22 protein-coding genes are annotated in these 26,998 nt (G+C 50.9%); 2 read left to right on the top strand and 20 right to left on the bottom strand.

What is annotated here, in order from left to right:
* Positions 1 to 32: 32 nt before the first annotated feature.
* From fusA to KTH90_RS20765, 5 genes are all read right to left on the bottom strand, one after another.
* Positions 33 to 2,150 (bottom strand): elongation factor G, encoded by a 2,118-nt coding sequence (gene fusA / locus KTH90_RS20785; RefSeq protein ID WP_158353578.1) that lies wholly within the window; start codon positions 2,148 to 2,150, stop codon positions 33 to 35.
* 111 nt (positions 2,151 to 2,261) lie between these two features.
* On the bottom strand, positions 2,262 to 2,732 hold the full coding sequence (rpsG, locus tag KTH90_RS20780; protein ID WP_238727421.1) for a 30S ribosomal protein S7: 471 nt from the start codon (positions 2,730 to 2,732) through the stop codon (positions 2,262 to 2,264).
* A 191-nt stretch (positions 2,733 to 2,923) separates the two neighbouring features.
* Positions 2,924 to 3,346 carry a 30S ribosomal protein S12 gene (gene rpsL, locus KTH90_RS20775; RefSeq protein ID WP_158353580.1) on the bottom strand — a complete coding sequence of 141 codons (423 nt, stop codon included), beginning with the start codon at positions 3,344 to 3,346 and terminating at the stop codon, positions 2,924 to 2,926.
* A 737-nt stretch (positions 3,347 to 4,083) separates the two neighbouring features.
* A complete protein-coding gene (locus KTH90_RS20770) occupies positions 4,084 to 5,898 on the bottom strand; it encodes a DUF6320 domain-containing protein (protein WP_158353581.1) in 1,815 nt (604 codons plus the stop codon).
* A gap of 6 nt (positions 5,899 to 5,904) precedes the next feature.
* Positions 5,905 to 6,831 carry an alpha/beta hydrolase gene (locus tag KTH90_RS20765; RefSeq protein ID WP_158353583.1) on the bottom strand — a complete coding sequence of 309 codons (927 nt, stop codon included), beginning with the start codon at positions 6,829 to 6,831 and terminating at the stop codon, positions 5,905 to 5,907.
* 426 nt (positions 6,832 to 7,257) lie between these two features.
* On the opposite strand from KTH90_RS20765, the gene KTH90_RS20760 reads away from it, so the two are divergent.
* On the top strand, positions 7,258 to 9,288 hold the full coding sequence (locus KTH90_RS20760) for an oxidoreductase (RefSeq protein ID WP_158353677.1): 2,031 nt from the start codon (positions 7,258 to 7,260) through the stop codon (positions 9,286 to 9,288).
* Between the two features lie 144 nt (positions 9,289 to 9,432).
* Here the strand turns inward: KTH90_RS20760 and KTH90_RS20755 are convergent, their stop codons facing one another.
* From KTH90_RS20755 to KTH90_RS20715, 9 genes are all read right to left on the bottom strand, one after another.
* Entirely contained in the window at positions 9,433 to 10,326 is an 894-nt protein-coding gene (locus KTH90_RS20755; protein ID WP_158353585.1) for a dihydrodipicolinate synthase family protein, read from the bottom strand.
* Complete coding sequence (locus KTH90_RS20750; protein ID WP_238727420.1) at positions 10,314 to 11,030, bottom strand: N-acyl homoserine lactonase family protein; 717 nt, start codon at positions 11,028 to 11,030, stop codon at positions 10,314 to 10,316. The genes KTH90_RS20755 and KTH90_RS20750 overlap by 13 nt, the downstream gene beginning before the upstream one ends.
* Before the next feature lie 12 nt (positions 11,031 to 11,042).
* A complete protein-coding gene (locus KTH90_RS20745) occupies positions 11,043 to 12,218 on the bottom strand; it encodes a mandelate racemase/muconate lactonizing enzyme family protein (protein ID WP_238727419.1) in 1,176 nt (391 codons plus the stop codon).
* Positions 12,219 to 12,383: 165 nt separating this feature from the next.
* The gene (locus KTH90_RS20740; RefSeq protein ID WP_238727418.1) at positions 12,384 to 13,352 is read right to left on the bottom strand and encodes a Gfo/Idh/MocA family protein; all 969 of its coding nucleotides are present in this window, start codon (positions 13,350 to 13,352) and stop codon (positions 12,384 to 12,386) included.
* On the bottom strand, positions 13,342 to 14,379 hold the full coding sequence (locus KTH90_RS20735; RefSeq protein ID WP_238727417.1) for a Gfo/Idh/MocA family protein: 1,038 nt from the start codon (positions 14,377 to 14,379) through the stop codon (positions 13,342 to 13,344). Before KTH90_RS20735 ends, KTH90_RS20740 begins: the two co-directional genes overlap by 11 nt.
* Positions 14,380 to 14,436: 57 nt before the next feature.
* Entirely contained in the window at positions 14,437 to 15,240 is an 804-nt protein-coding gene (locus KTH90_RS20730) for a carbohydrate ABC transporter permease (protein WP_238727416.1), read from the bottom strand.
* Between the two features lie 46 nt (positions 15,241 to 15,286).
* Entirely contained in the window at positions 15,287 to 16,162 is an 876-nt protein-coding gene (locus KTH90_RS20725) for a carbohydrate ABC transporter permease (protein ID WP_238727415.1), read from the bottom strand.
* Between the two features lie 67 nt (positions 16,163 to 16,229).
* Positions 16,230 to 17,636, bottom strand: a complete 1,407-nt coding sequence (locus tag KTH90_RS20720; protein WP_238727414.1) for an ABC transporter substrate-binding protein — start codon at positions 17,634 to 17,636, stop codon at positions 16,230 to 16,232.
* A complete protein-coding gene (locus tag KTH90_RS20715; protein ID WP_238727413.1) occupies positions 17,633 to 18,568 on the bottom strand; it encodes a dihydrodipicolinate synthase family protein in 936 nt (311 codons plus the stop codon). Before KTH90_RS20715 ends, KTH90_RS20720 begins: the two co-directional genes overlap by 4 nt.
* A gap of 263 nt (positions 18,569 to 18,831) precedes the next feature.
* Here KTH90_RS20715 and KTH90_RS20710 point away from each other — a divergent pair, with 263 nt between their 5' ends.
* Positions 18,832 to 19,596: an IclR family transcriptional regulator gene (locus KTH90_RS20710; protein WP_238727412.1), complete on the top strand. Its 765-nt coding sequence runs from the start codon at positions 18,832 to 18,834 to the stop codon at positions 19,594 to 19,596.
* Between the two features lie 145 nt (positions 19,597 to 19,741).
* On the opposite strand, the gene KTH90_RS20705 is transcribed toward KTH90_RS20710, so the two are convergent.
* From KTH90_RS20705 to KTH90_RS20680, 6 genes are all read right to left on the bottom strand, one after another.
* Entirely contained in the window at positions 19,742 to 20,527 is a 786-nt protein-coding gene (locus KTH90_RS20705; RefSeq protein WP_158353605.1) for a MerR family transcriptional regulator, read from the bottom strand.
* A 101-nt stretch (positions 20,528 to 20,628) separates the two neighbouring features.
* Positions 20,629 to 21,564, bottom strand: coding sequence for an ABC transporter permease (locus KTH90_RS20700; protein ID WP_158353606.1), 936 nt, complete (start codon positions 21,562 to 21,564; stop codon positions 20,629 to 20,631).
* On the bottom strand, positions 21,561 to 22,595 hold the full coding sequence (locus tag KTH90_RS20695; protein ID WP_158353608.1) for an ABC transporter permease: 1,035 nt from the start codon (positions 22,593 to 22,595) through the stop codon (positions 21,561 to 21,563). The genes KTH90_RS20700 and KTH90_RS20695 overlap by 4 nt, the downstream gene beginning before the upstream one ends.
* Entirely contained in the window at positions 22,588 to 24,129 is a 1,542-nt protein-coding gene (locus KTH90_RS20690) for an ABC transporter ATP-binding protein (protein WP_238727411.1), read from the bottom strand. The genes KTH90_RS20695 and KTH90_RS20690 overlap by 8 nt, the downstream gene beginning before the upstream one ends.
* A 42-nt stretch (positions 24,130 to 24,171) precedes the next feature.
* Positions 24,172 to 25,209 carry a BMP family protein gene (locus KTH90_RS20685; RefSeq protein WP_238727410.1) on the bottom strand — a complete coding sequence of 346 codons (1,038 nt, stop codon included), beginning with the start codon at positions 25,207 to 25,209 and terminating at the stop codon, positions 24,172 to 24,174.
* 36 nt (positions 25,210 to 25,245) lie between these two features.
* The gene (locus tag KTH90_RS20680; protein ID WP_158353614.1) at positions 25,246 to 26,643 is read right to left on the bottom strand and encodes an amidohydrolase; all 1,398 of its coding nucleotides are present in this window, start codon (positions 26,641 to 26,643) and stop codon (positions 25,246 to 25,248) included.
* Positions 26,644 to 26,998: the final 355 nt, after the last annotated feature.

Raw genomic sequence — 26,998 nt, 5'->3', positions numbered from 1 at the left:
CCTAATTTACTAAATTATGGGCTGATTTCGCCTTATTTATTCTTATCAGCGATAATCTTTTCCTGTACGGACTTGGGCACCTGCTCGTAGTTGTTAAAGAACATGGAGTAGTTACCACGGCCCTGTGTTTTGGAACGAAGATCGGTAGCGTAACCGAACATTTCGGAAAGCGGTACATATGCTTTGATCAGCTCGGAACCGTTGATGTTATCCATACCTTCGATACGGCCACGGCGGGAGTTGATATCACCGATTACATCGCCCATATAGTCTTCCGGTGTGGTTACTTCCACTTTCATGATCGGCTCTAACAGTACCGGATTTCCTTTGGACATAGCGTCCTTAAATGCTAGGGAACCGGCGATGTGGAATGCCATCTCACTGGAGTCAACCTCATGGTAAGAACCATCGTATACGGTAGCTTTGATACCAAGAACGGGATATCCGCCCAGGATACCTGCCTTCGAAGCTTCCTCGATACCTTCGCCGACAGCCGGGATGTATTCCTTCGGAATCGCACCGCCGACAACCGCAGATTCGAAAATGAATGTGGTTTCCGCATTGGCATCCATCGGTTCGAAACGAACCTTACAATGTCCATACTGTCCACGTCCACCGGACTGTTTCGCATATTTGCTGTCCACTTCCACGGTCTTGGTAAAGGTTTCTTTGTAAGCAACCTGAGGGGCGCCTACGTTTGCCTCTACTTTGAACTCCCGGAGAAGTCTGTCTACGATAATTTCCAGATGCAGCTCGCCCATACCTTCGATGATGGTCTGGCCTGTCTCATGATTCGTATGCGTCCGGAAGGTGGGATCTTCTTCTGCCAGCTTCGCCAGCGCTTCACCCATCTTGCCCTGACCTGCTTTGGTCTTAGGCTCGATCGCAACGGAGATAACCGGTTCCGGGAACTCCATGGACTCTAAGATAACCGGGTGCTGCTCATCGCAGATCGTATCACCGGTGGTTGTCAGTTTGAAACCAACAGCAGCGGCGATGTCACCGGAATATACCTTATCCAGTTCCTGTCTCTTGTTCGCATGCATCTGCAGGATACGGCCTACACGCTCTTTTTTGCCTTTGGTCGCATTCAATACGTAAGAACCGGAGTTCATCGTACCGGAGTACACACGGAAGAATGCCAGTTTTCCAACGAACGGGTCAGCCATGATTTTAAATGCCAGTGCGGAGAAAGGCTCTTCATCGGAAGAATGTCTCTCCACTTCGTTACCGTCCAGATCCGTTCCGGTAATAGAAGGGATGTCGGTAGGTGCGGGCATATATTCAAGAACAGCATCCAGCAGCTTCTGAACACCTTTGTTCCGGTATGCGGTACCGCAGCAGACAGGAATAATTTCACAGGAGCAGGTAGCTTTACGAAGAGCTGCTTTTAATGCCTCCGTAGAAGGTTCTTCTCCTTCCAGATATTCCATCATCAATTCATCGTCCGTCTCACAGATCTTCTCGATCAGGTCGGTGCGATATTCCTGAGCCTGTGCCTGCATATCTTCCGGAATGGCTTCGATAGTGATATCTTCGCCCTTGTCATCATTATAGATATATGCCTGCATTTCAAACAGATCGATAATGCCTTTGAATTCATCTTCTTTGCCGATCGGCAGCTGAAGCGGAACTGCATTTTTACCCAATCTGGTCTTAATCATATCTACAGCATTGTAAAAATCTGCACCCATGATATCCATCTTATTGATAAATGCCATACGGGGTACATTGTATTTGTCAGCCTGACGCCATACATTTTCGGACTGAGGCTCAACGCCTCCCTTTGCACAGAATACACCAACCGCACCATCCAGTACACGTAAGGAACGTTCTACCTCAACGGTAAAGTCCACGTGTCCGGGAGTATCAATGATATTGATACGATGCTCAAGAGCACCCGGCATAGGTTTGTTTTCTTTCTGTAATGTCCAGTGACATGTGGTGGCGGCTGAAGTGATGGTGATACCTCTTTCCTGTTCCTGCTCCATCCAGTCCATGGTAGCAGTACCCTCATGAGTGTCACCAATCTTGTAATTCACACCGGTATAATAAAGAATACGCTCGGTCAATGTGGTTTTACCCGCATCGATATGCGCCATGATACCGATATTTCTGGTTCTCTCTAACGGATATTCTCTTCCAGCCAAGGGATTTTCCTCCTTAAATCTAGTGCTGCAAACCTGCCCTCCCGGGCAGATCCGCAGACGCAAGAGCAAAAAGCGGACTTTTTACTCTGAATAATACAATCCGGCAACAGATTAGAAGCGGTAGTGAGCAAATGCCTTGTTCGCCTCTGCCATCTTGTGCATATCTTCTTTCTTCTTCACGGATGCGCCTGTGTTGTTGGCTGCGTCCATGAGCTCATTTGCCAGTCTGTCTTCCATCGTCTTCTCGCCTCTGTTGCGGGAATACAATACTAACCAGCGAAGAGCCAGGGCCTGACGTCTGTCGGGACGAACTTCGATCGGTACCTGATAGGTAGCACCACCGATACGTCTCGCTTTTACTTCCAGTACAGGCATAATATTGGTCATAGCCTCTTCGAATACTTCGATCGCCGGTTTCCCGGTTTTTTCAGCTACTTTGTCAAATGCTCCGTATACAATCTTCTGAGCAACACCTTTTTTACCATCCAGCATAACGTTGTTGATTAATTTGGTGACTACTTTGTTATTGTACAACGGATCTGCTAATACATCTCTTTTCTGAGTATGTCCTTTACGTGGCACGTTACTTCCCTCCTTAACATTTGCCGCCTTTTTCGGCAGCTTCTTTTCGGTTAATTCATCGGTACTCACATGTGTCGTTCTATGGACTTAATGTGTTCGTGCGGTAATTCATGATGTTATCTGATGCATATTGAAAACAGGGATGAAACACCTACACTAACCATAGTTCTGTTTGTGATACTCAACAAGAATTATTTCTTGGCGTCTTTGGGTCTCTTAGCGCCGTACTTGGAACGGGCCTGCCGTCTGTTGGCAACACCGGCGGTATCCAGGGTACCTCTGACAATATGGTATCTGGTACCAGGTAAGTCCTTAACCCTTCCACCACGAATCAGAACAACGCTATGCTCCTGAAGGTTATGGCCTTCACCGGGAATATAACTCGTCACTTCGATTCCGTTGGAAAGACGAACTCTGGCGATCTTACGAAGAGCGGAGTTCGGCTTCTTAGGGGTTGCGGTCTTCACTGCGGTGCAAACACCTCTCTTCTGGGGAGAAGATAAATCCGTAGATCTTTTACGCAGAGAGTTATATCCTTTCTGCAGAGCCGGAGCTGTGGATTTCTTTACAGATGTTTGACGTCCCTTTCTTACTAACTGGTTAAATGTGGGCATTTCTTTCACCTCCTGATAGTGGATTTCCCAAACTGTTTTGTGTATGCAAAATATAATGCATCCGCATGCACGCTAAATAATTATAATGGGTGGATCCTTTTCTGTCAAGCTGTTTTTTCATAATTCGTTTCTTTAATTTTAATAACGGGACGGAAAAAAAGGGGCGGGGGTTGTGGGGAATTTGAAATGTGTAAGGCTAAGAATCCAACACACTCGATCAAACCCGGTAGCACCAAGTTTAAGTTTAAGCTTTTCTGCATCCTAGCCGCAAACCGCCCTGACTCATATAAACGCCGGGCTGGAAGGGAGCGGAGGCGGAGGGATATTCCGTAGGGTTGCCGGCCTCTGGAGGCATTGACGGCGCTGGCCGGACGGCAACGGCTGTTCCTGCGCTGTGGGGATCATTGGCCGTGTGCCGGGGCATTGGGCGGCCGAGCTGCTGCTTAATAAAAACGGACCGGCGGGGTCAGGATGCGGGGCGGCGTTCCACGCCGACACGCAAGGGGCTCTGAACCGGGAACGCATCATGCGTTCCTGGTGAATGGCCCCGGTTCCTGACCCCGCCGGTCCGTTTTTATTTAGCAGCAGCCGGCGCAAGCCCACAGCCCCGGCACACGGCCAATGATCCCCACAGCGCAGGAACAGCCGTTGCCGTCCGGCCAGCGCCGCCAATGTCTCCAGAGGCCGGCAACCCTACGGAATATCCCTCCGCCTCCGCTCCCTTTCAGCATCGTCCCTCAAATATGCAGCTTCTTCCCCATCTCAGAAAAAAAGTCCCGTCCATTGAAGATAACCAACCCTGCCAGGCTCAATAGGCAAATACCGGAGCAGATCACGGAAGGGTACCTCACGGCAGCTATCCCTGTCAGCAGGAGAATTACCGGAACCAATCCGTAAAGGGCATTTATGACGTAATAGATCATGTAATCTTTTGGCTTAAGGCGCTGGACGAAAGTGATGGTGATCATAGAGGCCAGGATCAGAACACACATGCACGGAAGGACGTAGTCCACAGACCAGCCGTTCCACCCGGTACACAGGTCCCAGATCAGACAGCCGATGGTTATGATGAAAAGCTGCCATAGTGAGTTTTTCAACAGGTTGCGGCGTTTGAAGAAGGCGACCGCCAGAGCCAGCCACATGCTGAACGCACCGGCCACGGCAAAGAGGGACCAGTATAGGTGCGGGGTCACGATCATGTTTATCATGACTGTGATGACTGCGGCGGCGATGCTGCCAAAGGTGAACCACTGGAAGAAACGTTTGCCCATAAGCCTCTCTTTTTGGCGGGGCGGGTAATCGGGTTCCGGGAACTCACTTGCGATTCCGTGTTCCTTCAGGATACGGATGAAGTTCCTCTCGATGTTCCGGCTCTCGAAGCGGGATGTGAAGGTGAGCGCCAACTGGTCCTGGAAGGAACACATGCATAACTCCATGGTGGGGGTGCTGGTGAACACCCCGAAACGTTTGATGTATGGGATATATTGGTCGGGCATGGATACCACGCTCATGTTGGAGAATACCGCGGTTACGTCTTTTCCTGAGAAACGGGCGCCCAGCTTCATGCCGAAGTTTTTGATCTCCAGAGGCAGGATCCGAAGGATCGGATTGCGTTCCAGTCCCATCAGCTCGTTCATGCGGACAGCCACCTGGTCTTTGGTCAGTTCTTGGGAGAAATATTGTTTTACTTCCTGAACTACATCTCCGAAAGTGGAACGGCCGGCTTCGAAACGGTAATTGGGTTCGATCCAGCCAAAAAAGTTCAGCATGGAATCGGAGGGAAAGAATTTTCTGAGGTTCAGTGGCACCATCAGGGCCACAGGTTTGTGCTCCTGAAACCGGTTCATTTCCTCATGGATCGCGCACAAAAAGACTGCCGTAAGGTAGACGGTTATGGAGGCATCGTATTCTCTTGCTTTGGACAGAACGTTCTTGACCGACAGGGTGGCTTCCGTAATCTGAAGTTCACCGTCCCTGGTGCCTGGTCCATGCAGCTGGAATGCTTTGACTTTCCTTGTTTTCTTTTTGTCATTCGGGCTGTAGTATTTGGTAAAGCTGTCGTCTTCCAGATCCTGTAAGGTAATGGATGAATCGGTTAATGGCTCATCGGTAAGACCGTCTGAGGCATGGACTTGTACCAGATAGTTTTTGACCAGCTCCCGGATGAACTGGGTGGCGCCGGTCCCGTCAGTCAGTGCGTGGAACACTTCAAAATTGATCCTCTTCTTATAATAAGTAACATCAAATAACAGGCTTTTTTTATCATGAATGTATAGGCTGCTGCAGGGCGGCTTACTTTCCTGTTTTACCAGCGGACGGATGGAGCTCTCCTCCAGATAATACCAAAAGAATCCTTTGCGCAGTACAGAGAGGAAAACCGGATATTTTTCTATCGTGGTATCCAAAGCCTTTTGCAGGGCTTCGGGCTTTACGTCCTGGTGAAGCTCGCAGTAGAAACGGAATACGCGGGTATCCCGTTTACCGCTGGTCGCCGGAAAGATCTTGGCCGCATTGTCTAATTTCCGCCAATAAGCTCTCTTTGTGTGAAACACGTTTCTTTATTCCTCCTTCAAAAAACGATTGATCACCTGAAAACTCTCCTGTACGTGATAGTACTTGATTCCCAGTGCGAAGAAACCATGCAGCGCGTCCTTTACCTGGTATACGCTTACCTGGTTTCCAGCCTCCTCAAGTCTTTTTCCGTATTCTTCCCCCTCGTCTCTTAGCGGGTCGTATTCCGCCGTCAATATCAGGGTCCGTGGCTGCCGGCTCAGATCTTTTTCGCACAGGGGGGCAAAATATGGATTCCGTCTGTCTACAGGGCTGCCCTGATATAATTCCAGATATTGTTCCATTTTCTTTGCCGTCAGAAGATAGCTCCGCCCATTTTCCTTCACGGAGATATATGGGCTTTGATCCGTGTAATCATTGTTCAGGGCAGGATATATGAGGATCTGGCGGGCTGGTGCGAATTCTCCCCGGTCTCTGGCCATCAGACTCACCGCGGCGCACAGGTTCCCGCCGGCACTGTCCCCTGCCAATGTGATCCGGCCGGGATCTATCTCCATGATCTGCCGTGTGTACAGGGCTTTAGCGACCGCATAGCAGTCCTGAAGTCCCGTGGGAAACTTGTGCTCCGGGGCCAGCCGGTATTCTACCGACACGACCACATGATCCGTATCCTGAGACATACGGGCGCACACCCGGTCGTAGTTTTCCACACTCTCGGTGACCCAGCCGCCGCCGTGAAAGAATAACAGCACCGGCTTCCCTTTTCCTCCGGTTTCCAGGCTCTTCTCATCCGGCATGTAAAACCGGACCGGTATTTCGTGTCCTTCATTATAAATCTTCCCATTATATTTCTTATAAAACAGTTTCATTGGGTCCAGGGACTTCAAATTCGCAAATTGCCGGGAGGACTCTACCTCAATATCCCCGTAAGACAGTGCTTTCAGTACAACCTTCATCGCTTTATTTATCGCCATCCAACAGCCTCATCTTCCTCCGGGCCTCTCCCCGTGCTTCCTATTATACAGATATTATTTATTATTTCTTTCCTATCATTTAACTGATGCGTATTTATTCCTTTTATTTTATTTATCATAGCACATGCTCTGTTTATATACAAGAAACGGCCTATAACGCATTTCTTACACAGGCGAAAACATGTTTACTACACAAACTAAAGCTCTTTTGCTACAGGGTACGACAATTTTGAAAGAACATGATTATTCACCGCACCGATACATACGTGAAGATATACAGAAAAAATATAACCCAAAGTGAGCGTTGCTAATTCATCTGTCCGGCGATATAATAAATATATATAGGAGATTAGCTTTAGGAGGGTGAAAATGGTAAGCCTGCATACAAAGAATCGACGAAACGAATGGCAGGCGGAAAGGGGTTTTATGACTAATTTTCACCATCTGTTTTCACCGTTAACTGTTAACGGGCTGGAACTCAAAAACCGAATACTCATGCCAGCGTTCCACATGAAGTACGCGGATCACGGTTACGCCACCGACCGGTTGAAGGAGTTCTATTATGAGAGGGCAAAGGGTGGCGCTGCGATGATCCTGGTCGGTGGTATGCGGATTGACGATCTGGGCGGCGACATCGGTCTGGACAGCCTGAGTGATGATACTTTTATCGAGGGCTACCAGGAACTGGTCGAGGGCATCCATGAAAGGGGCGCGAAAGCTGGGGCACAGCTCTATCACGCCGGTCGGTATATGCGAAGCGGCTCTATGCCGGATCACCTTCCAGGGCTGTCCGCATCGTCGACCTTCAGCGGTTTCAGCCGTGAGACCAGTCGGGAAATGAGTGCAGAGGATATCCGGCTCACACAGCAAAAATGGGCTGAAGCAGCGGTCAGAGCGAAAAAAGCCGGGTTCGACGCGGTGGAGATTATCGCGTGCACCGGTTATCTGATCTGTCAGTTCTTATCTGAAATCACAAATAAGAGGACGGATGAATATGGAGGAAGCCTTGAAAACCGCTGTCGTTTCGGACAGGAGGTGGTACAGGCGGTCCGCAGGGCGGTAGGGCCTGATTTCCCTATTTTCATGCGGATTACCGGTAATGATTTCATGCCGGGCGGCGCAGGCTTTGCGGAGACAGTGGCTTTCGCAAAGGCTATGGAGGAGGCCGGTGTGGATCTTCTGAATGTGACTGGCGGCTGGCATGAGACACAGATCCCGCAGATTACCGGGGACGTGCCGCCGGCGACTTATACATATCTGGCGCATCAGATCAAACAGGCAGTACAGATTCCGGTGTCCGCTTCCAACCGGATCAACGATCCTTATGTAGCGGAAGAAGTTCTGGCACTGGGCAAGAGCGATATGGTCAGCATGGCCAGGGCCCTGCTGGCGGATCCCCAGTGGCCCAGTAAGGTAAAAGAGGGAAGGCTTGGTGAGATCCGCAAGTGCATGGGATGTAATCAGGGATGCCTGGCCAATTCTTTCTTTGATAAGCCAGGGGAATGCCTGGTAAATGGAAAAGCCGGACGGGAATATCTCTTCCGTGATAAAACCGCACCGGAAACAAGCAAAAGGATTCTGGTGGCCGGCGGGGGGCCGGGCGGCGCGGAAGCGGCAGTAAATCTGGCTCAGCGCGGCCATCAGGTGACTCTCTGGGAGAAGAACGGAAGGATCGGCGGACAGCTGCCGCTTGTGGCGGCTCCCTCCAGCAAAAAAGATTTTATGGAATTGATCGGTTATTACGAGAACATGCTCGCAGAATCCGGTGTGGAAGTCATCTGTAATAAAGAAGCGGATGCCGCGGAGGTGGCGGCCGGCGGTTTTGATGTGGTGATCACCGCTACCGGTGTGATCCCCAAGACGATGCCGCTGCCGAACGATGACGGTTCAGTTCCCATATATACAGCACATCAGATTCTGGCTAAGGAAGTCATCCCCGGAAAGAACGTCGTCATCATCGGCGGAGGTACGGTAGGCTGCGAAACCGCCCATGTCCTGGCGGAAGCCGGAACGCTTACCCCGGAGCAGTATCATTTCCTGTGTATTCATCACGCGGAAAACCGGGATTTCCTGGATAGCCTGATGAATCACAGTCTGCGGAATATCTCCATCGTGGAAATCCTTCCCAAGATCGGCAAAGGCTTCGATCCGGGTACCGCATGGCCGCTGCTTCAGGGTCTGGACCGCATGGGCGTTAAGAAATACGCCAACACAAAGGTCCTGTCTGTGAAGGACAAAGTGGTGACCGTAGAGCGCACGGCAAAAGACGGTACCGTAAGCGTAGTCGAGATTCCCTGCGACATGATTATCCTGGCTGTAGGCGCCGTACCCAACGACAAGCTGTACCACGCGCTGGAGGGCAAAGTCCCCGAGCTGTATAATCTGGGCGACAGTTCCGGCATCGGAAAGGTACTGACGGCTGTACGGGATGCGGTGGATCTGGCTTACTCTATTTAAAGCAAGCCTTGCCTGTTAAAAGGGGATTCCCCTCATGAATGGAAGGCGCTGCCGCTGTGGGACAGACCGGATGAACGATCTGGTTCCGCAGCGGCAGTATTTCATTATTCTCTTTATAGTCTGTCACTCCCGAAGATTACTCGTTCAGCTAAGTTCTCTCACCAATTGGCTGAGTATATCGACCGTACATGGATCCGGGTAGTTGTTAGGCTCTCTGCAGAGGGCATTAGGAAGCAATCCCCTGTCCCTCAGTATTATTTTTTCCATGGCTACGAATTGTTCAATGTCCCGCAGCATGAAGTGGACGAAGGGCAGGAACTTCTGAAACAGTTGATAAGAGGTTTCCAACGCTCCCGCTATATACATGTCGTAGATTTCCCGGAATCTTCGGGTCATGGACAGGCCAGGCATAACAGCACATGCCCCCCTTGTGAGAGCTTCGTACATACATTCCCCTCCGTTGCCTACGACGATGTGATATTTCCCTTTTGTGGCGTTCTGGAATGAGGTAATCAGAGGACCTGTGGGCGACGCCTCCAGCTTTACATATAGCTCGGGTGTATGGCCGGACTCCATGATCTCACGGAAGGTTTCCGCAGCGATCGTCATTCCGGTCAGGGCAGGGGCATACTGGATCATCGCAGGTATGCTTACACTTTTGCATACACGTACCAGGTGCCGGGCGATCATCGGGCCGCTTGGCGCGGCGAAAGATGGTGGCATAATATTGATGGCGTCGGCCCCGTGTTCCTGATAATAGGATGCTTCCCGCTCCGCCAGCAAGGTTGCGTGTTCTGATACCGTGACAAGGATGGGAATACGTCTTTGATTTACTTCAACCGCTGCTTTGAAGAGATCAGTCTTTTCCTCTTTGGTCAGTTTATAGAATTCCGCCCCTGCCGCAAACAGACACAGCGCGTTAGCTCCTTCTTCTATCCCGTGTTCGACAAGTCTCTGAAACACTTCGATGTCTGTCTTTTCCCCATTTTCAGAGAATGGGGTGGGAATGACGGGGATGATTCCTTTCAATAATGGCATGGGGTTACCTCCGGTTTATAATATTCATGGCTGGGATAGACAGCAGAATAGGCTCTGCTGTTAATATAGCCCAGGGCTTTTGCTGCATCTTCCGGGTTTACTGCCAGGCCTACCGGTATGTTCCGGGTAATATTTTTCATGGTCATGACAACATCTCCCGGTATCAGGGCCGGACCCTGTACGGTGTCTGTTTCGATCATCTGGGATCCCGGAGTATGGCCTTTGCATAAATGCACTCGTATTCCCGGAACCGGTTCCTGGTCCCCTTCCAAAAGAATTAATCTGGGCAAGGCTTCCCTGAATTCTGTGAGAAACTGGGGCGGGTAGGCGTCCGGATCAAGGGCGGCTTCATACTCCCTCTTTTGGCAGTACAGGACGGCATTGGGGAACTGGCTTATGTTGCCGGCATGGTCCCAGTGCAGATGGGTGAAAAAAATGCCTCTTACCATATCCGGGATAACACCGTGGTGCTCCAGAACCTGGGGCAGCGGTTTGTTCCGGATTACTTCCAGCTGCATCTGGCGCGCACAGAATGCCGGGTCGATAAAACTGGTGTCAACCAGGTACTGGTCTTTTCCCTGCTGTAACAGATATATATAGGAAGGAACGTATCCTGTGATCTGGGGAGACCCGCCTCTATACTTGATGTCATCCCGGACCATTCCAAACTCTCCTGCTGTAATCGGCGTGATCTGATAAGCCATTACATTTCCTCCTTAGAAAATGGGAATGAACTCCCCCTTGTTAACGGCGTCTTCGTCGTTGTAGGGATATTTCTCAATGGTTTCTTCCCGCAGTTCTACGCCCAGGCCAGGGAGATCCTGGATCAGCTCTACATAACCATCTTTGTATACGATGGGCTTCAGGAGCAGCTCCTCCCGCAGCGGGTTCAACGTCTGATCATGTTCCATGATAAAGGCATTGGGGGTGGAGGCCAGGAAATGCATGTTCGCCATAAAGCCCACTCCGCTCCCGAATATGTGAGGGGCACAGCGCATATGGCATGCGGAAGCGATAGCTGCAATCCGCTTACACTCGGAGATTCCGCCGGAGCGGGTGACATCGGGCTGGATCATGTCTACCGCATGACGGGTGATCAGCGGGTAATACCCGTAGCGCACGAATTCGTTTTCCCCGGCTGCGATGGGTATACTGGTGGCTGCCGTCAGACGTTCAAAGCCTTCGATGTCATCGGGATGGAGCGGTTCTTCCAGCCAGAAGAGGTCGCAGTCTTCCAGTTTCTTGCATACCCGGAACGCTGTGTCGTAGGTCCAGGGGAAATTCGTATAGCATTGGCCGGCATCGACCAGCAGTGCTGTTTTGCTGCCCACTCTGGAGCGCAGTTCCCGGATTAGTTCTATATCTTCTGAGGGGTCTTCGCTTCCGATCCGTACTTTGAAGCCGAAGTAGCCGCGCTGTATGTAGTCTTTGGCTTCCGCTGTCAGATCATATATGGATTTTGCCATACCGCCGCTTGCGTATACCCTGAATTTTTCCCGGTATTTGCCTCCGATCAGATCGTATACCGGCCGGTTCAGTATTTTTCCCATGATATCATACAGAGCGATGTCAATGCCGCTGATAACCGTGGCGATCACTCCCCGGCGGCCATAATGGGCGGATTGGATGTACATTTTCTGCCAGATTTTTTCGATGTTAAAAGGATCTTCCCCCAGTAACATAGGTTTGAAACGGTAGTCTATCATCTTCTCGATGGCGCGGGGCAGATAGGCGGATTCCCCGATTTCTCCGAGTCCCGTGATTTTATCATCCACGGTTACCCGTACCAGCACACAGTTGCGCTGTAATGTGGCCCCTCCGGACCATTTCCATTTCTCATCCTGTTCATATCGGTAGGATAGCAGAATTGTTTCTACATTGGTTATTTTCATGCCTGATTTCCTCCTGCGTGCGTTATTCCCGCACATATAGATATACCTCGACAGATACTCTTAATACATACCCTGCGGTTGGATTTGCAGCAAAGCTGCAAAATAAGGTACAGGTGAACATCTTTTTTGTCCAATCTTTCCTTTCTCTGCTTTACAAGGCTGCGATTATAAAACCTGCACAACCTGTTCCGTGTCTGCCGCCTGAAGAATCAGGTTATGCAGCCTGCAGACCCAGCCTGCGTCCCGGATCGTGGATAATGGCTGTTCCCCTCCGAGTATACAGCGATTGACGAAATGATCCATCTGGGCATCAAACATCTCCTGATAGAATACCTGGTCATAACTCTGGCCTACATTGCGGACGTAATCCCGCCTGGAAAAATGCATGGATCCCTGTGTACCCAGGACTTTTACTTTGAATGTCCAGGGATCTGAAGTGTGATCTTCCGCAGCCCATGATAACAGGATCTGGGCCAGGCAGCCCCCGTCATATTTCAGGTTCACGATAATCTGCGGGCCCCCGGTTTCCACTACGGACCGGTCGAATGCGGACCGGAACGCGCTGACCGCTTTGGGGACTCCCAGAAACGCCAGGGACAAATAGAGCTGATGGCACAGGACATCGACTTCCGGACCGTCGTATTTTTGAAATAATTCCGGCGCCATGTAATAAGTCTCCGACAGGTAGAGGTAGGCCGGTGATCCGATTCCTCCGTTCTGCACCTCCCGCCGGATCCTGGAAAGCTCTGTCAGGTACAGGTAACTGTGTCCCGGCATGCAGACCACTTTGTTTTCATCAGCCGCCTGTTCCATTCCTTTGATTTCCTCGGGTTCAAAACTGACCGGCTTTTCCACCAGCACGTGTTTACCGGCTTCCAGCGCGGCTTTTGCGTATTCATAGTGTTTCTCCCAGGGAGTCAGGACCAGCAGCGCGTCGATCTTGGGACTGGTACAGATGTCTTCCGTATCCAGAAGCTCAAGCCCGTACTTTTCACAGAAGGCCGAGGCCTTTCTTCCTCCAGCGGCAGCTGTGAGAACCGCGTTAGGAGTTTTTTGTATGGCCTCCACGTGGTTTTTTGCGACTCTGCCGCAGCCTACGATCCCGATTCGTACCGCCTTATTTTCATTCTCCATAGAGAACCTCCTCTAATCTTCCGCTCTCTAAGGCTTTCACGACACTCCAGGTGATCTCGCAGGCCCTGGCTCCGTCTTCCAGGCCGATCAGAGGGGTTTTGTCTTTCTTCAGACAGTCGATAAAGTGTTCGTTCAGGCGCTTTACGCCGCCTGCTATGGCAGAATGCCACATAACATCTTTGTGCGTCATACTCTTGGTAAACATACCCGGATTATTTTCCACTCCCCGCTCACTCTGAATGGTCATAAAGTTTTTGAACTCATCCAGATAAATGCTGCCAATACTTCCCATGATCTCGAACCGCTTATCCGTAGCCGCGTCTTCCGGAAGCCAGCCATTCATATCGATGCACGCGATGGCTCCACCGCTTAAATATGCCACGCAGGCAAAACTGTCCTCGAAGTTGGCGTGTTCGTTGTTGTGTGCTACGGCTGCCACCCGCTCCACCTCACGGCCTGTCATATAACGGACGGTATCCCACAGATGAACACTGGATTCCAGGATCAGGCCGCCCCCTTTTGTTTTATCAAATACCCAGGCGCCGTGGGTATTGGCATGCTTTTTCATGCAGAACCGGAAATTCCCTCTCATGAAAATAATATCTCCTATGGCTCCGCTTCCAATCTCTGCCATGGCTTCCTGCGTCGCCACGGAAAACCGTTCCGGAAAATCAATGATGATTTTCTTCGGATAATCCTTCGTAAGCCCCCTTAAGTCATTTACTTCTTCTGCCGTCAGTGCCAGGGGCTTTTCACAGAGCATGTTTTTCTGTGCCTTGATCACATCTTTTGCAATCTCATAATGGAACATTTGAGGCGTGACAATGTAAACAGTGTCCACTTCCGGGTCCTTTAAGAGATCTCTGTGATCGGTGTAAGCTCTCGCGTGATATTCTGCGGCTACTTCCCGTGCCGCTTCTTCATTCTTGTCGCAGACTGCGCAGACAGCACAGTCATCGATGTCTTTTAAATAGCCCGCATGCAGTCTGCCCATCCACCCCAGACCTATAATTCCGATATGTATCATGTATTCCCTCCTTATCATGAAAAAAGATAACCTTCTATATCCTTAAGTAAATTCCACTTACTCCTTGACCGCGCCCATAGTAAAGCCCTGCACCAGATATTTTTCCAGATAGGTAAACAAGATCAAGCCCGGAAGGCAGGCGATCACCGAACCGGCCATAATCTGTCCCCAGTCCACGCTTCCATGCTGCCCCTGCATCAAAGCGATCCCCACCGTCAGGGTACGCATTCCTTCCGTTCTGGCAAAGGTCATGGCGTATAAGTATTCCTGCCAGGAAAGTACAAACGCGAACATGGCTACAGTTACGATCCCGGGCGCCGCCAGAGGCATGACGATTTTAAAAAGAATCCCAAGCCTGCTGCACCCGTCCATCCGGGCGGATTCTTCCAGGGAAACCGGAATCGTGTCAAAATATCCTTTGATCATCCAGCTGCAGAACGGCATCGCAAATGTCGTATAAGCGATCACCATGGACAGATGGGTATCCAGAAGCCCCAGGCTGTTCATGATCATGTACAGCGGAATCAGCAGCAGCATGGACGGGAACATCTGTACCACGATCAGCATGGCAGAGAAGAAAGTCTTTCCGCGGAAAGAAAACCGGGAAATCCCATATCCGGTAAACATGGCTACGATCAACGCGATTCCCATGGTAAACCCGGATACGATCAGGCTGTTCAGAAAATAGTCAGTAAAATATCTGCGCCGCCAGATCGACAGATAATTGATGAAGCTAAAGTCTCTCGGGAGCCATTTGGGAATGGAGGAGAAGACTTCATCCGGCTGTTTGAAGGAGGTGGAAATCATCCATAAAAACGGCAGGATTAATATTAAGGTAACGATCAGAACGAAAAGAGTCATGCCCCTTTTCTTCCATTTTCTCTTTGAAGCCCTGCTCATTTTATCCTCACCCCTTTAATAATTTTCTTACATAGATTATGCACGGAACGATCATGACCAGCATCATGATGATCGCCGCCGTGGACGCGTAGCTGGTCTGGAACGTCTGCATAAACAGCCGGTAGATATAGACCGGCAGGGACAGCGTGGCTTCTCCCGGCCCGCCTTTGGTCACCACCTGGATGATATCCAGCTGATTGAAGTTCCAAATAGAAGTCAGGATGGCGACGATCGTGGCAATGTTCTTGATCATGGGCAATGTGACAAACCGGAAACTCTGCCAGTGGTTCGCTCCGTCCACCTCCGCGGCTTCATACAGATCCTTCGGGATCGCCTGAAGGCCGGCCAGCAGGGTGATCGCTACGAACGGGATACTCTTCCAGGTAATGATCATGATGACAGAGACCGCAGATAACGTCTGGTCCGACAGCCACGGCAGATTGTTCTGGATAAGCCCCATTGATTTCAGCAGATAGTTCATCATCCCGTAGGATTCGTTCAGGAACCATTTCCAGATAATCCCGGCGATGGCGTTTGGAATGACCCAGGGAACCAGTACCAGACATCGAAAAAACTTTTTGCAAAATATTTCTTTATTTAAAATTGTTGCGAAAAACAGCCCCAATACCATTTCGAATACAAGAATGATCAGTGTCCAGGCAACGGACCGACCCAGCGCGTGAGTAAACATCGGGTCCTTTAGCAGTGCCGCATAGTTGCTGACCCCAACGAATTTTACCGGAGCCAGAGACAGCAGATTTTCATTGAAGAAACTGTCTTTCACCCCCTCGAATACCGGATAGATCAAAACAACCAGGATCAGGACAGCGCATGGCAGCAAAAACAAATAGGGTGTTATTTTATTTTTTGTTTTTGGTTTCATATCCAAAACCTCCAAATTACTCCGCCGGCCCGGGCCGGCGGAGGATCTCTTTACCGCAAAGGATTCCTTATTCACCATGCAGCAGTTTTAACTGATGATCCAGAGTCTTAAGGCCGTCATCCACGCTGACATCACCCATAATCATCTGCTGTACCGTGGATCTTCCATACATACTGGCCAGGGTCTCCCACTGGGGATCCAGCGGCGGGATATAACAGTCATAGACTTCATCCAGGAACGGCTGCAAATACTCGTTGTAGTGATCCCTCGCATAATCCACAAAGTCTTCGGTGTACAGCATTCCCCCTGAAGCGTTACAGAAAGAACCTGCGATCGTCAGCCCTTCATCCCTGGTGCTGGCGGTGTTGTAGAAGTATTCCAGGAATTCCCATGCCTCCTGTTTGTGCTTTGATGCTTCCATGATATTAAATGTATTCGGATGTCCGCGGTAAGCCGCCCGCTCGGGACCGTCGAATAATACGGCAGTTCCCCATTTTCCATCCAGTTCCGGGCCTTTTTCGGCTACGGAGCCGGTAACCCATGCGCCGTTGTGCATCATGGCCACTTCGCCTTCCACGAACATATTACAGATAGCCTCCCAGTCGCTGTCCACCACACTCTTAGGGGAGACCCCGTATTCCTGTACCAGATCCACCATGATCTGCGTTCCCTGTTTTGCCGCTTCATCTGAGAGTTTCGACTGCCACTGTCCGTCCGCATAACCGGAGATATCAGCTCCGCACATCTGCATGAAATTAACCCAGTAATCCGTCGCGTTCTCCGCCTGTACCGGCCAGCCGTATCCATACTGATCGATCTTTCCGTCGCCGTCCGTATCCTTGGTCAGCGCTTTCGCGCATTCCAGGAATTCGTCCCAGGTCTTGGGCGGCTTCTCAGGATCCAGTCCCGCTTCCTCGAACAGGTCTTTGCGGTAGAACAGCGCCCAGTTACAGCCTTCCTGTGGCAGTCCATCGATCTTCCCCTCTTCCGTGGTCACCATCTGTACCGCGCTGGGGAGCATGCTGTCCAGCATCTCCTGGGGAACCAGATCGGTCATGTCCGCCAGGGCTCCGATCCCCCGGAACTGGGCCAGCATGCTGGGGTTGCACATGATCAGATCCGGAGCGGTTCCCCCCGCGATGGATGTCATCAGCTGTGAGGGCGCATCCGTCCAACTGGTCCGGGTCTCCACGATCTTAATATTCGGGTGCTCGTTTTCAAATCCCGCGATCGCTTCTTCCAGAATATCCAGCATTCCCTCTACCCAGGTGGTATGGAAGAATTGGATCTCTACCACCTCACCGGCTGCGCTGCCGTCTGGTGCCTCTGCCTTAGTCCCTGCACCTGCCGCATCCTCAGCCGTTGTTGTCTCTGCGGGCGCATCCCCCGCATTCTTCCCTCCTAAACCTCCGCAGCCGGTCAGGCACCCTGCCAGCATTGCCGCGATCAAACATACACTCCATAACTTTTTCATACAAAAGACCTCCTTTTTTCTTTTTCCTTTGGTTGTATGTATCTTAACGTGTTTCGAACTGCTGCTTCCCAGCGCTCATATTCCTCGCCCTGCAAACCGCGGAAACTTCGCTGCGGGATTCCCATCGGTATTCCCAGTACCCCGGATAAAGCTCTGTAATTTTCCGGAAAACTAATGTGATCCAGAAGACGGACTAACCGGATCAGCTGCATCTGTATTTCCCCTGCCTTTTTCATCTCATTTTGTTCAAACAGCCGGAGAATAGAAAAATCCGTGTCCAGCATCCAGACAAGGGCAGACATACATCCGTTCCCTCCTACGGTGAGGCTGGGAAGAAATGTGGAATCCTGGCCGGTGAATATCGCAAACTCCGGCCGGCGATCCTGCGCCACACTCACCGCTTTGGTAAAATACAGCATATCGCCGCTGCTGTCCTTCATTCCCACGATATTCTCAAGCTCCAGAAGCCTGGGTAAGATGGAAAGCGGAATCCCAGGCGAGCAAAACGGGATATTGTACAACATAAGCTTTAATCCTATGGGTGCTCTGACCGATATGTTCCGGTAGAAGTCATAGATATCTTCTGGTTTCTGCGGATAATAATAGGGGGGACAGATAATCGAGTAGGTATAACCGATATCCGCCAGATATTCCAGCCGTTCCATAACCTGGTGTTCGTTGGCTCCTCCCGCTCCTCCGATCAATACTTTCTCTTCACTTACACACTCCTTTCCCAGTTGAAACACTCTTTTCGCCTGATCGAGTTCCAGATAGATAAATTCGCTGGTCGAACCGCACAGAAGTAGTCCTGCCGCATTCGTCGTATTGCAGTACAGGAACTCCTGTCTTAGAAGCTTTTCGTCCAGCGTGCCGTCCTCCCGGAATGGGGTCATGACCACTCCATAATTTCCTTTCGGAACAAGCTTCTCCATATATTGTTCCTCTCTTCCTGTTCATATATATGAACTATATATTTATTTATGTATTTTGTTTATATATAATTTAACCGAAATTTCGACCCAAGTCAATATGTATATTTTTCTTAAATTTATAACCACTTTTTATGCATTATTTACAAATATCGCGTTATCCATGAAATGTTTTACATAATTAACCAGTTATTTCTTGTTTTACCTCTTGATTTATTGTATAGTATATATACGTTATTCATATATATGAATCGGAGGATATGCAAATGGACGTTAAAAACCATCGAATTCTGCAGCACTCTTTGGAAATACTGGAATTTGTAGCCAAATCCAGCCGCCCTGTTACCTTTAAAGAAATCTGCGATGTAACCGACCTTCCCAAGAGTACCGTCCACAACCTGGTATTGACCCTGAGTAATCTGGATTTTCTCACAAAAAAACCGAACTACAGCGAGTATAGTATCGGTTTAAAGTGTTTTGAAGTTGGAAACTCGTATTTATCATCGAACCCGTTCTACTCCATGGCTAAGGAGACCACCGCCGACGTCTCGGACCGCAGTAATGAGACTGCGCATTTTGCCATCCTGAATCACACGGATGTGGTCTACCTGTATAAATATGAGAGTAAGCAGCCTCTGCGCATCGCTTCCCATGTAGGAAAGCGAATCCCGGCTCACGCCACAGCCATCGGCAAGGCTCTGCTCTCTGGTTATAGTGACGAGGAAATCCGCGGTCTGTACCAGAATCAGGAACTGATTTCCCTGACACCGAATACGATCACTTCCCTGGAAATGCTGCTGGACCAGATCCGACAGATCCGGATCACCCAGCTGGCCTATGAGACGGAAGAGTCCTCCCCCTATATTAAGTGTATCGCTACCCCTATATGGAACAGACAGCATGCCACCATTGCGGCACTCTCGATCTCCATGCCGGTCTACCGGGGGGAGGAAAATATGGATCAGATGGCAGGGATATTGATTGATGCGAAGCATCAGTTAGAAAGTATACTGACGACATTAGATATTTAGAGAAGGGACTGGCTCCTTTCGGCAGTAAAGCGAAAACTGTTAGCAACAACGGGAGAAAGGTGCCTGTCCCCGGAAGCTGACTCGAATTAGCCGACATCCGGGGACAGGCACCTTTCTCTGCGCAGTCTCTTGTGACTTTACTTTACTACCGAAAGGAGCCAGTCCCCTCCCTATTTGTTCCAAGTATTCGGACCTGAATATTCGTAATATAATTCTCATTATTATGTTCTACAAACTGATCCACGATATTAAAGTTCACGGTCAGGTCGGACAGCTTCAGGTCCGGTCTGGACAGGCGTATTTTCCTGATCGTCTGGGTCACCGTCTCATAAGCACCTAAATGATATCCACACAGATAATCCCCCTCAGGGATTACTTTGATCTGATACTCCGGTATTTTCGAAATGGATTCCTCGTTATCCGGATAGAGATACGCGCCGAAGGATTTGGACTCATCTATGTAGAAAGCGATGGTGGGATAGAAATAAAAGGAATCATGGTGGTAGAGGATCTCCTCCCGGCCGATCTCGATGTACCGGCGGTCGGGATAACGGCGCACACACACCTCCTCCACCCGCAGCCCTTTCATCTGTTCCTCGATAAACCGGATCTTGCGCTGGATCACCATGTCAATGCTCAGCAGTTCCTCCCACTGGCGCTTTAGCATGATGGAACGGTGCTTTAAATTATCCAGTGTGATATTCACGTTCAGCCTGGCCATATAGTCTTTGATTTCGTCCAGGGAATAACCAAGTTTACGCATATAGCGGATGGAAGCCAACGCGTATATTTTGTCAAATGCATATTTCCGCTGACCGCCGCTGCTTCTCTCACTGGGTTGGAACAGGCCGATGGAGTCGTAATAGTAAAGGGTCTGAACATTGATTCCAAATAATCTGCTGATTTCACCGATCGTAAAGAATTCTTTCAATGGGGCCTGCTCCTTCCCGGACAGCTTTCCAATAATCCACTTTCCTTCATGCCATAGTTCTCATTTTCAAATTTCCACGTTTCACATAGCACAGCCAGTCATCAGCGTTTATTCCTCTGGTAAGGTATCCCAAGGGCAGACGGATTACTGCTGTGGTTCACAGAGAACAGCAGAACGATTACCGCCGCCACATACGGCATCATGGAAAATGCCTGTGACGGGACCGCGATGCCCATGGTCTGAAGGTTAAACTGCAGGGCGTCGGCAAAGCCGATCAACATAGCGGCCAACAGCACTCCGATGGGATTCCGCCGGCCCAGGATTACTGCCACCAGGGCCATATAGCCCTTGCCGGCAGTGACATTTTCCATAAAGAAGCCCAGCTGGGACAGCGTGATGTACGCTCCGGCCATACCTCCGAAAATCCCGTTGATCAGACAGGCTCCGTACCGGATGCCGAATACATTCAAACCGGCCGTATCCGCGGCGCGGGGGTGTTCCCCGACGGCGGTCAGCTGGATGCCCCAGTCCGTCTTGTAAAATACAAACCAGAATACGCCGATTGCTATAAACATTATATAGACAAATATGTTCTGTGTAAATAGCACAGGGCCCAGAACCGGAATCTCGCTCAGGAGCGGAATTCGTATTACATTTACCGTATCGCAGGTAGGAAGCACTGTGGTCTGTCCAAAGGCTTTCAAAAACAGGAAACTGGTCAGGCCCAGAAACAGGAAGTTAAGGGCCAGCCCTATCATGTTCTGATCCGCGCAGCATTTAATACTCAGCACGGCATGCAACATACTGACCAGGATTCCTCCCGCGATTCCCGCCAAGATCCCCAGGAACAGATTCGAGGTCCAGAAAGTTACAATGAAGCCGCAGAACGAACCGGAGAGCATGATCGCTTCCAGGCCGATATTAATCACCCCGGATTTTTCCGAGCAGGATTCGCCGAGCCCCGCCAGCGTAAGCGGCGTCGCCATCCGCAGGGAAGCGGCCAGGTACGTGGTGATTACCGCTAATATTTCCGTCATATCCCTTCCTCCTTCCCCAACAGCTTCCGGAATATCGTTTTGCGCGCCAGGATGAGCACCACCAGCGTCCCCATGATGATCGAGGCGATGGACGAGGGCACATTCGCAGTGCGCTGCATGGACAAAGATCCCACCTGCAGAGCCGCGATACCCACCGCAGCCGCCACGACGCCCACCGGATGCTTACGCCCCAGCAAAGCGACGATGATCGCCAGATAACCATAGTCCGGTGATATCCCTTCCAGCAGTTTGTGATGCAGGCCCGCCACCTCGGAAAATCCGGCGATACCCGCCATTCCGCCGCTGATCAGAGCAGAGAGCATCAGATTCCTGCCGGCAGATATGCCGGCGCAGCTGCACGCCCGCCTGTTTACGCCCACCGCGCGCATGCGGAATCCTGCCGTAGTCTTATAGATCAGCAGGTATATGAGTACTGCTCCCGCTATCGCGATAAATATGCCCGCATGAAGCCGGGTTGAGCGGACCAGTACCGGCAGCGCCGACGCGTCGGGCAATGTGGGGGACATGGGAAAATAACCATTAGGGTCTTTTAATACTGTCTGAACCAGAACCCCCAGCAGGTTAATGGCTATATAGTTAAACATAATCGTGTTGATGACTTCTGAAATTCCGAACTTGGCTTTCAGGACACCCGGAATAAACGCCCAGAGGCCTCCCAGTATAAATGCGCCCGCCATACACAGGGGGATCATGACGACAGCCGGCAGGCCAGGCAGGTACATGGCGATAAACGTGCTGGCAATGGCGCCCATGTAGAGCTGGCCTTCGGCTCCGATATTTGTAAAGCCGCTTTTGAAGGCTACGGACACACCCAGGCCGGCAAGGATCAGCGGGGTCGCTTTCACCAGCACCTCGGCCAGATTATAGGCGGATCCCACAATTCCCTGGAAAAAACCGGCGAAGGCTCTCAGCGCGTTGCCTCCGGTCAGGATGATAAATATGGCGGATATTCCCACGCAGGCCGCACCGACTCCGGCAAACGAAAGAACAGATCTCCACTTGCTATTCATCTGCATCCTCTCCTTCCTCCCGTTCGGCCATGCTGTCCCTGCCCGCCATCATAAGTCCGACGGCGGTCATGTCGACCTCTCCTGTATTCGGCACGATCCCCATTATTCTGCCTCCGTGAATCACCGCGATCCGGTCGCTCAGCGCCAATATCTCTTCCAGGTCCGCAGAGATCAACAGAATACTGCAGCCGTTCTTTTTACCGGCCAGAAGCTGTTCCCGTATAAACTCGGAGGCCCCGATGTCCAGGCCCCGGGTCGGTTGGGAAACCACCAGGGCACGCGGTTCCCCGGCCAATTCCCGGGCCAGAACCAGCTTCTGCTGGTTGCCCCCGGACAGAAGCCTGATGGGAATCTCCAAGGAGTAGGTCTTGATATCATAATTTTCTATGGCAGCCTGCGTCTTCGCGTACAGCGACTTTTTATGGATGATCCCGTGACGGTTCATCGTCTTATCCTCGTACATTTTTAACAGCATATTCTCAGCCAGGTTCATGTCCATCAGCAGTTCATCCTGCTGGCGGTCATCGGATATATAGCCCAGCCCCCGCCGGATCCTGCTGCGGATGGGCAGGTTTTTTATCTCCTCGCCGTACAGCAGGACAGACCCGCCCGGAGTTTTTCCGATGCCCATGATCGCTTCCACCAGTTCCTTCTGTCCATTACCATCCACTCCGGCGATTCCCAGAATCTCTCCGGGGGCGATGCAAAAGCTGATGCCATTTAACCTGGCGACGCCTTTTCGGATCATCTTAAGCTCCCGCACCTCCAGTCCGGTTCCCTCCCGGGCTGTGTCCATGGGCCGTTCGATGGGTTTTAATTGTCTGCCGATCATATATTCCGATAACTTTTCCTCCGTCAGCTCCGTGATCGGAGCGGTAATGATACTGCGGGTATCCCGCAGTACCGTAACCTGATCCGCGATGTCCATGACTTCCGGTATATGATGCGTGATCAGGATCACGGAACGGCCGTCCTCCCTGAGCTTTTTCAACACCCGGAAGAAGTTTTTGGTCTCCTGCGGGGTCAGAACCGCGGTGGGTTCATCCAGGATCAAAAGCCGGGCATCCCGGTACAGGAGTTTCATAATCTCCACCCGCTGCTGCTCCCCGACCGAAAGAGTGTTTACCTTGGCGTCCGGATCTATGGCCAGGCCGTATTGACTGGAAATCTGAGTAATCTTCTGGTTCAGCTGCTTCCGGTTACTGCACGGGTACCCCTTTTCCCGCAGCCCCAGCGTGATATTCTGGGACACGGTCAAGGTAGGGACCAGCATAAAATGCTGGTGCACCATACCGATCTTGTGAGCTATCGCTTCTTTGGGGGACCGGAATTCCACCGGCTGGCCGTCATAGTATATCTCCCCGGCATCCTTGGTATAGATGCCATACAGAATATTCATTAACGTCGTCTTACCAGCGCCGTTTTCCCCCAGCAGCGCGTGTACTTCCCCGGCTTCCACATCCAGGTTTACTTTTTGATTTGCAAATTTACCAAAAAACGATTTGTCTATATTCCTCATTGTCAACAGAGGCATAGGGTTCCTCCTTCAGGTCCGTATCCGCAGGGGCTTCTGCCGTTATTTGGTTACCGATTCAATTCTGGGCACTTCAAATTCCCCGCTGATAATCGCGTCTTTTTTGGCCAGGACCTGATCCATCAGTTCCTTGGGGATCTTGTCTTCAAAATCATGGAACGGTGCGATATCCACTACGCCGTCGGCCATTCCCAGATAGAAAACGCCTCCCTCGAATTTGTGATCCATCACCTGCTGAACTGCCGTTGTGATGACCAGGGGCATATTATATACGGTGGAGCACATCACACTGTCGGGAGCTATGGAATTCTGGTCATAGGAATTGCCGCAGCACAGCAGGCCTTTTTCCTGGGCCGCGGTGATCACTCCGGTTCCCGCCTGGTTCGCCACATGGTAAAGGACATCGGCTCCCTGATCGATCATGGACATAGCCGCCTCTTTTCCCAGCGAAGCATCCACAAACGAATTGATATAGATCTCCAGGACCTTTACGTCCGGGTTGACCTCTTTCGCGGCGATCTTAAAGGCTTCCAGCTCTTTTGTGATGGACGGCTGCTCGAAGCCGCCAACGACTCCGATCGTGTTGGTTTTCGTCATGCCCGCGCACAGCATCCCCATCAGATAAGCCCCTTCCTCACAGCTCATTACATAGGACGCCATATTATCTCCCTGGCTGTTGGATTCTGTGGCCATAAAATACTGATCCGGGAATTCCTTTCCGACCTTGGCCGCCGGTTCCCCGAACTGGAATCCATGCCCGACGATCAAATCAAAGCCCTGCGCGGCATAATCACGGTAAGCCGCTTCGGTATCCGCGATATCCACATTTTCCATATATGCGCTGGTAATACCGAATTCATCTTCCGCCTTTTTCAGTCCTTCCAAAGCGGTGGCATTCCATCCCTGGTCATTAGCCGGACCTGAAAGAATCAATGCGACTTTAAGCCCATCGCTTTTTCCGGCGTCGCCCTTGCCGTCTCCCGCGCTGCCTTCCTTTGCCGTCTGTTCACTCCCGCAGCCGGCCAGCAGCATTCCCGTGCATAATACAACCGTCAAGATAACAGATAACCATTTCTTCATAGATTTTCCTCCTACTAATCACTTGGTCTCATCGGGTTAAAAAACAAATCCACGGAAGGCTTCGCTGTCCTTCCTGAGTACTCTGCTGCAGACTTCTTCTCCTTTTTCCGCCAGTGCTTTCTCGTCTATTCCTATGAGCTCGCCATCCTGATAAATAATTTTCCCGTTACACATTGTCATCCAGACCGGACCGGTCACGCCGGTACGGGCCAGCAGGTTCCCGGGATCATGCAGGGTGCCGGTCAGTTCCAGCTGCTCCGTATCGATCATGAACAGATCCGCCGCCTTCCCCGCTTCCAGGCTGCCCAGATCCGCCCTGCCCAGAGTCTTTGCCCCGTTTACCGTGGCTGTCTTCAGCATGTCGTAGGCGGATACACAGCCGCCCCGCTCTTTGGTGTGATAGGCCTGCATCATAAACGCGACACGCAGGGAGTCTAACAGGCTGGAACTGTCATTGGTGGCGGAGCCGTCGCATCCCAGGCTGATCAGGACTCCGGCATCCTGCATGGCCCTGATATCCAGGATCGGAAAACCTCCCAGCACCGCGGGACCCGGGCAATGGGACACCCCGCTGCCATACCTGGCCAATCTCTCATATTCCTGCGGCAGCACCTCCCAGTTATGCGCATACCATACGTCTTCCCCGATGAATCCAATCTCTTCACACCAGTCCAGCGAGCGCATGTGATACCGCTCCAGCATAATGTTATTCTCTCCCTCGCCCAGATGGGTGTGCATCCGGACCCCGTAATCCCGGGCCATCCGGACCGTCTCCCGGAAGGTATCCGGATAGCAGTTGATAGGCTGGCAGGGCGCCATCACGATCTGCTGCATGGAAAACGGGTCCGGATCATGATACCGTTCAATGAGCCGCTGACAGTCTTTTAGATATTCATCTGTCGTCTCCAGCATATTTTCGGGGATCGTGCTGCCTTCACTCCGGGGCAGGGTGTTCGTTCCCCTTCCCGCGTGATACCGAAGCCCCAAAAGCTTCGCGGCTTCCATCTGCCGGTCGACCGGTTCCTTGCCGGAGGCCCTGGTATAGCAGTACTGATGGTCAAACGCACAGGTGCAGCCATGTTTGATCAGATCCGCCATGGCGGTAAGGGAAGAATAATAGATGACTTCCGAGTCAATCTTCTGGAAGATCCGGTAAATTTTATCCAGCCACTCTACCACCAGCATATTGGGATAGTCGATAGTCACCAGGTTTCTCACGAATGTCTGGAAAAAATGATGATGAGTGTTAATCAGGCCCGGATAGACGAATTTTCCGTCCGCACGTATCACTTCTGCGGATTCATCCGTTAGATTTGGGCCAATCTTAATAATCTCAGGGCCGTTGATCAGGATATCGGAATTCCAATATACCCGATCCGTTGCGTCACAGCTGACGATGGCTTTTGCATTTTTAATGAGCAGTTTCTTATTCAAGGCACTTCCTCCTGATCACGAAATATCGATCTGTACGATTCCCGTCGGAACAGTTCGGATCACTAAGACTTTAGATTCCGTATCTTCGTCGACTTACTCTCATTATAGATCCTATAGCAGCTATAGGTGCAAGCATAATTTACAATACTTTTTATATTATTCCTTTCATATTGTGCATTTTCAACAAACGTATGAGAGGGGACTGGCTCCTTTCGGCAGTAAAGCCAGTCCTAACAGCAACTACGTGGAGAAAGGTGCCTGTCCCCGGATGTTGACTCGAACAGTCCAACATCCGGGGACAAACACCTTTCTCGACGCAGCCGCTTAACAGGCCAAAGTTAATTCCACTACTGCT

Source organism: Diplocloster modestus, from assembly GCF_019042245.1.
Classification (GTDB): domain Bacteria; phylum Bacillota; class Clostridia; order Lachnospirales; family Lachnospiraceae; genus Diplocloster; species Diplocloster modestus.
This window is presented reverse-complemented; position numbering and strand designations above follow the sequence as displayed.

Coding starts and splice junctions, on each gene's coding strand:
- rpsL (WP_158353580.1), bottom strand. CDS start 3,346: ATGCCCACATTTAACCAGTTAGTAAGAAAGGGACGTCAAACATCTGTA.
- KTH90_RS20765 (WP_158353583.1), bottom strand. CDS start 6,831: ATGGCGATAAATAAAGCGATGAAGGTTGTACTGAAAGCACTGTCTTAC.
- KTH90_RS20760 (WP_158353677.1), top strand. CDS start 7,258: ATGACTAATTTTCACCATCTGTTTTCACCGTTAACTGTTAACGGGCTG.
- KTH90_RS20755 (WP_158353585.1), bottom strand. CDS start 10,326: ATGCCATTATTGAAAGGAATCATCCCCGTCATTCCCACCCCATTCTCT.
- KTH90_RS20750 (WP_238727420.1), bottom strand. CDS start 11,030: ATGGCTTATCAGATCACGCCGATTACAGCAGGAGAGTTTGGAATGGTC.
- KTH90_RS20745 (WP_238727419.1), bottom strand. CDS start 12,218: ATGAAAATAACCAATGTAGAAACAATTCTGCTATCCTACCGATATGAA.
- KTH90_RS20740 (WP_238727418.1), bottom strand. CDS start 13,352: ATGGAGAATGAAAATAAGGCGGTACGAATCGGGATCGTAGGCTGCGGC.
- KTH90_RS20735 (WP_238727417.1), bottom strand. CDS start 14,379: ATGATACATATCGGAATTATAGGTCTGGGGTGGATGGGCAGACTGCAT.
- KTH90_RS20730 (WP_238727416.1), bottom strand. CDS start 15,240: ATGACTCTTTTCGTTCTGATCGTTACCTTAATATTAATCCTGCCGTTT.
- KTH90_RS20725 (WP_238727415.1), bottom strand. CDS start 16,162: ATGAAACCAAAAACAAAAAATAAAATAACACCCTATTTGTTTTTGCTG.
- KTH90_RS20720 (WP_238727414.1), bottom strand. CDS start 17,636: ATGAAAAAGTTATGGAGTGTATGTTTGATCGCGGCAATGCTGGCAGGG.
- KTH90_RS20715 (WP_238727413.1), bottom strand. CDS start 18,568: ATGGAGAAGCTTGTTCCGAAAGGAAATTATGGAGTGGTCATGACCCCA.
- KTH90_RS20710 (WP_238727412.1), top strand. CDS start 18,832: ATGGACGTTAAAAACCATCGAATTCTGCAGCACTCTTTGGAAATACTG.
- KTH90_RS20700 (WP_158353606.1), bottom strand. CDS start 21,564: ATGACGGAAATATTAGCGGTAATCACCACGTACCTGGCCGCTTCCCTG.
- KTH90_RS20695 (WP_158353608.1), bottom strand. CDS start 22,595: ATGAATAGCAAGTGGAGATCTGTTCTTTCGTTTGCCGGAGTCGGTGCG.
- KTH90_RS20690 (WP_238727411.1), bottom strand. CDS start 24,129: ATGCCTCTGTTGACAATGAGGAATATAGACAAATCGTTTTTTGGTAAA.
- KTH90_RS20685 (WP_238727410.1), bottom strand. CDS start 25,209: ATGAAGAAATGGTTATCTGTTATCTTGACGGTTGTATTATGCACGGGA.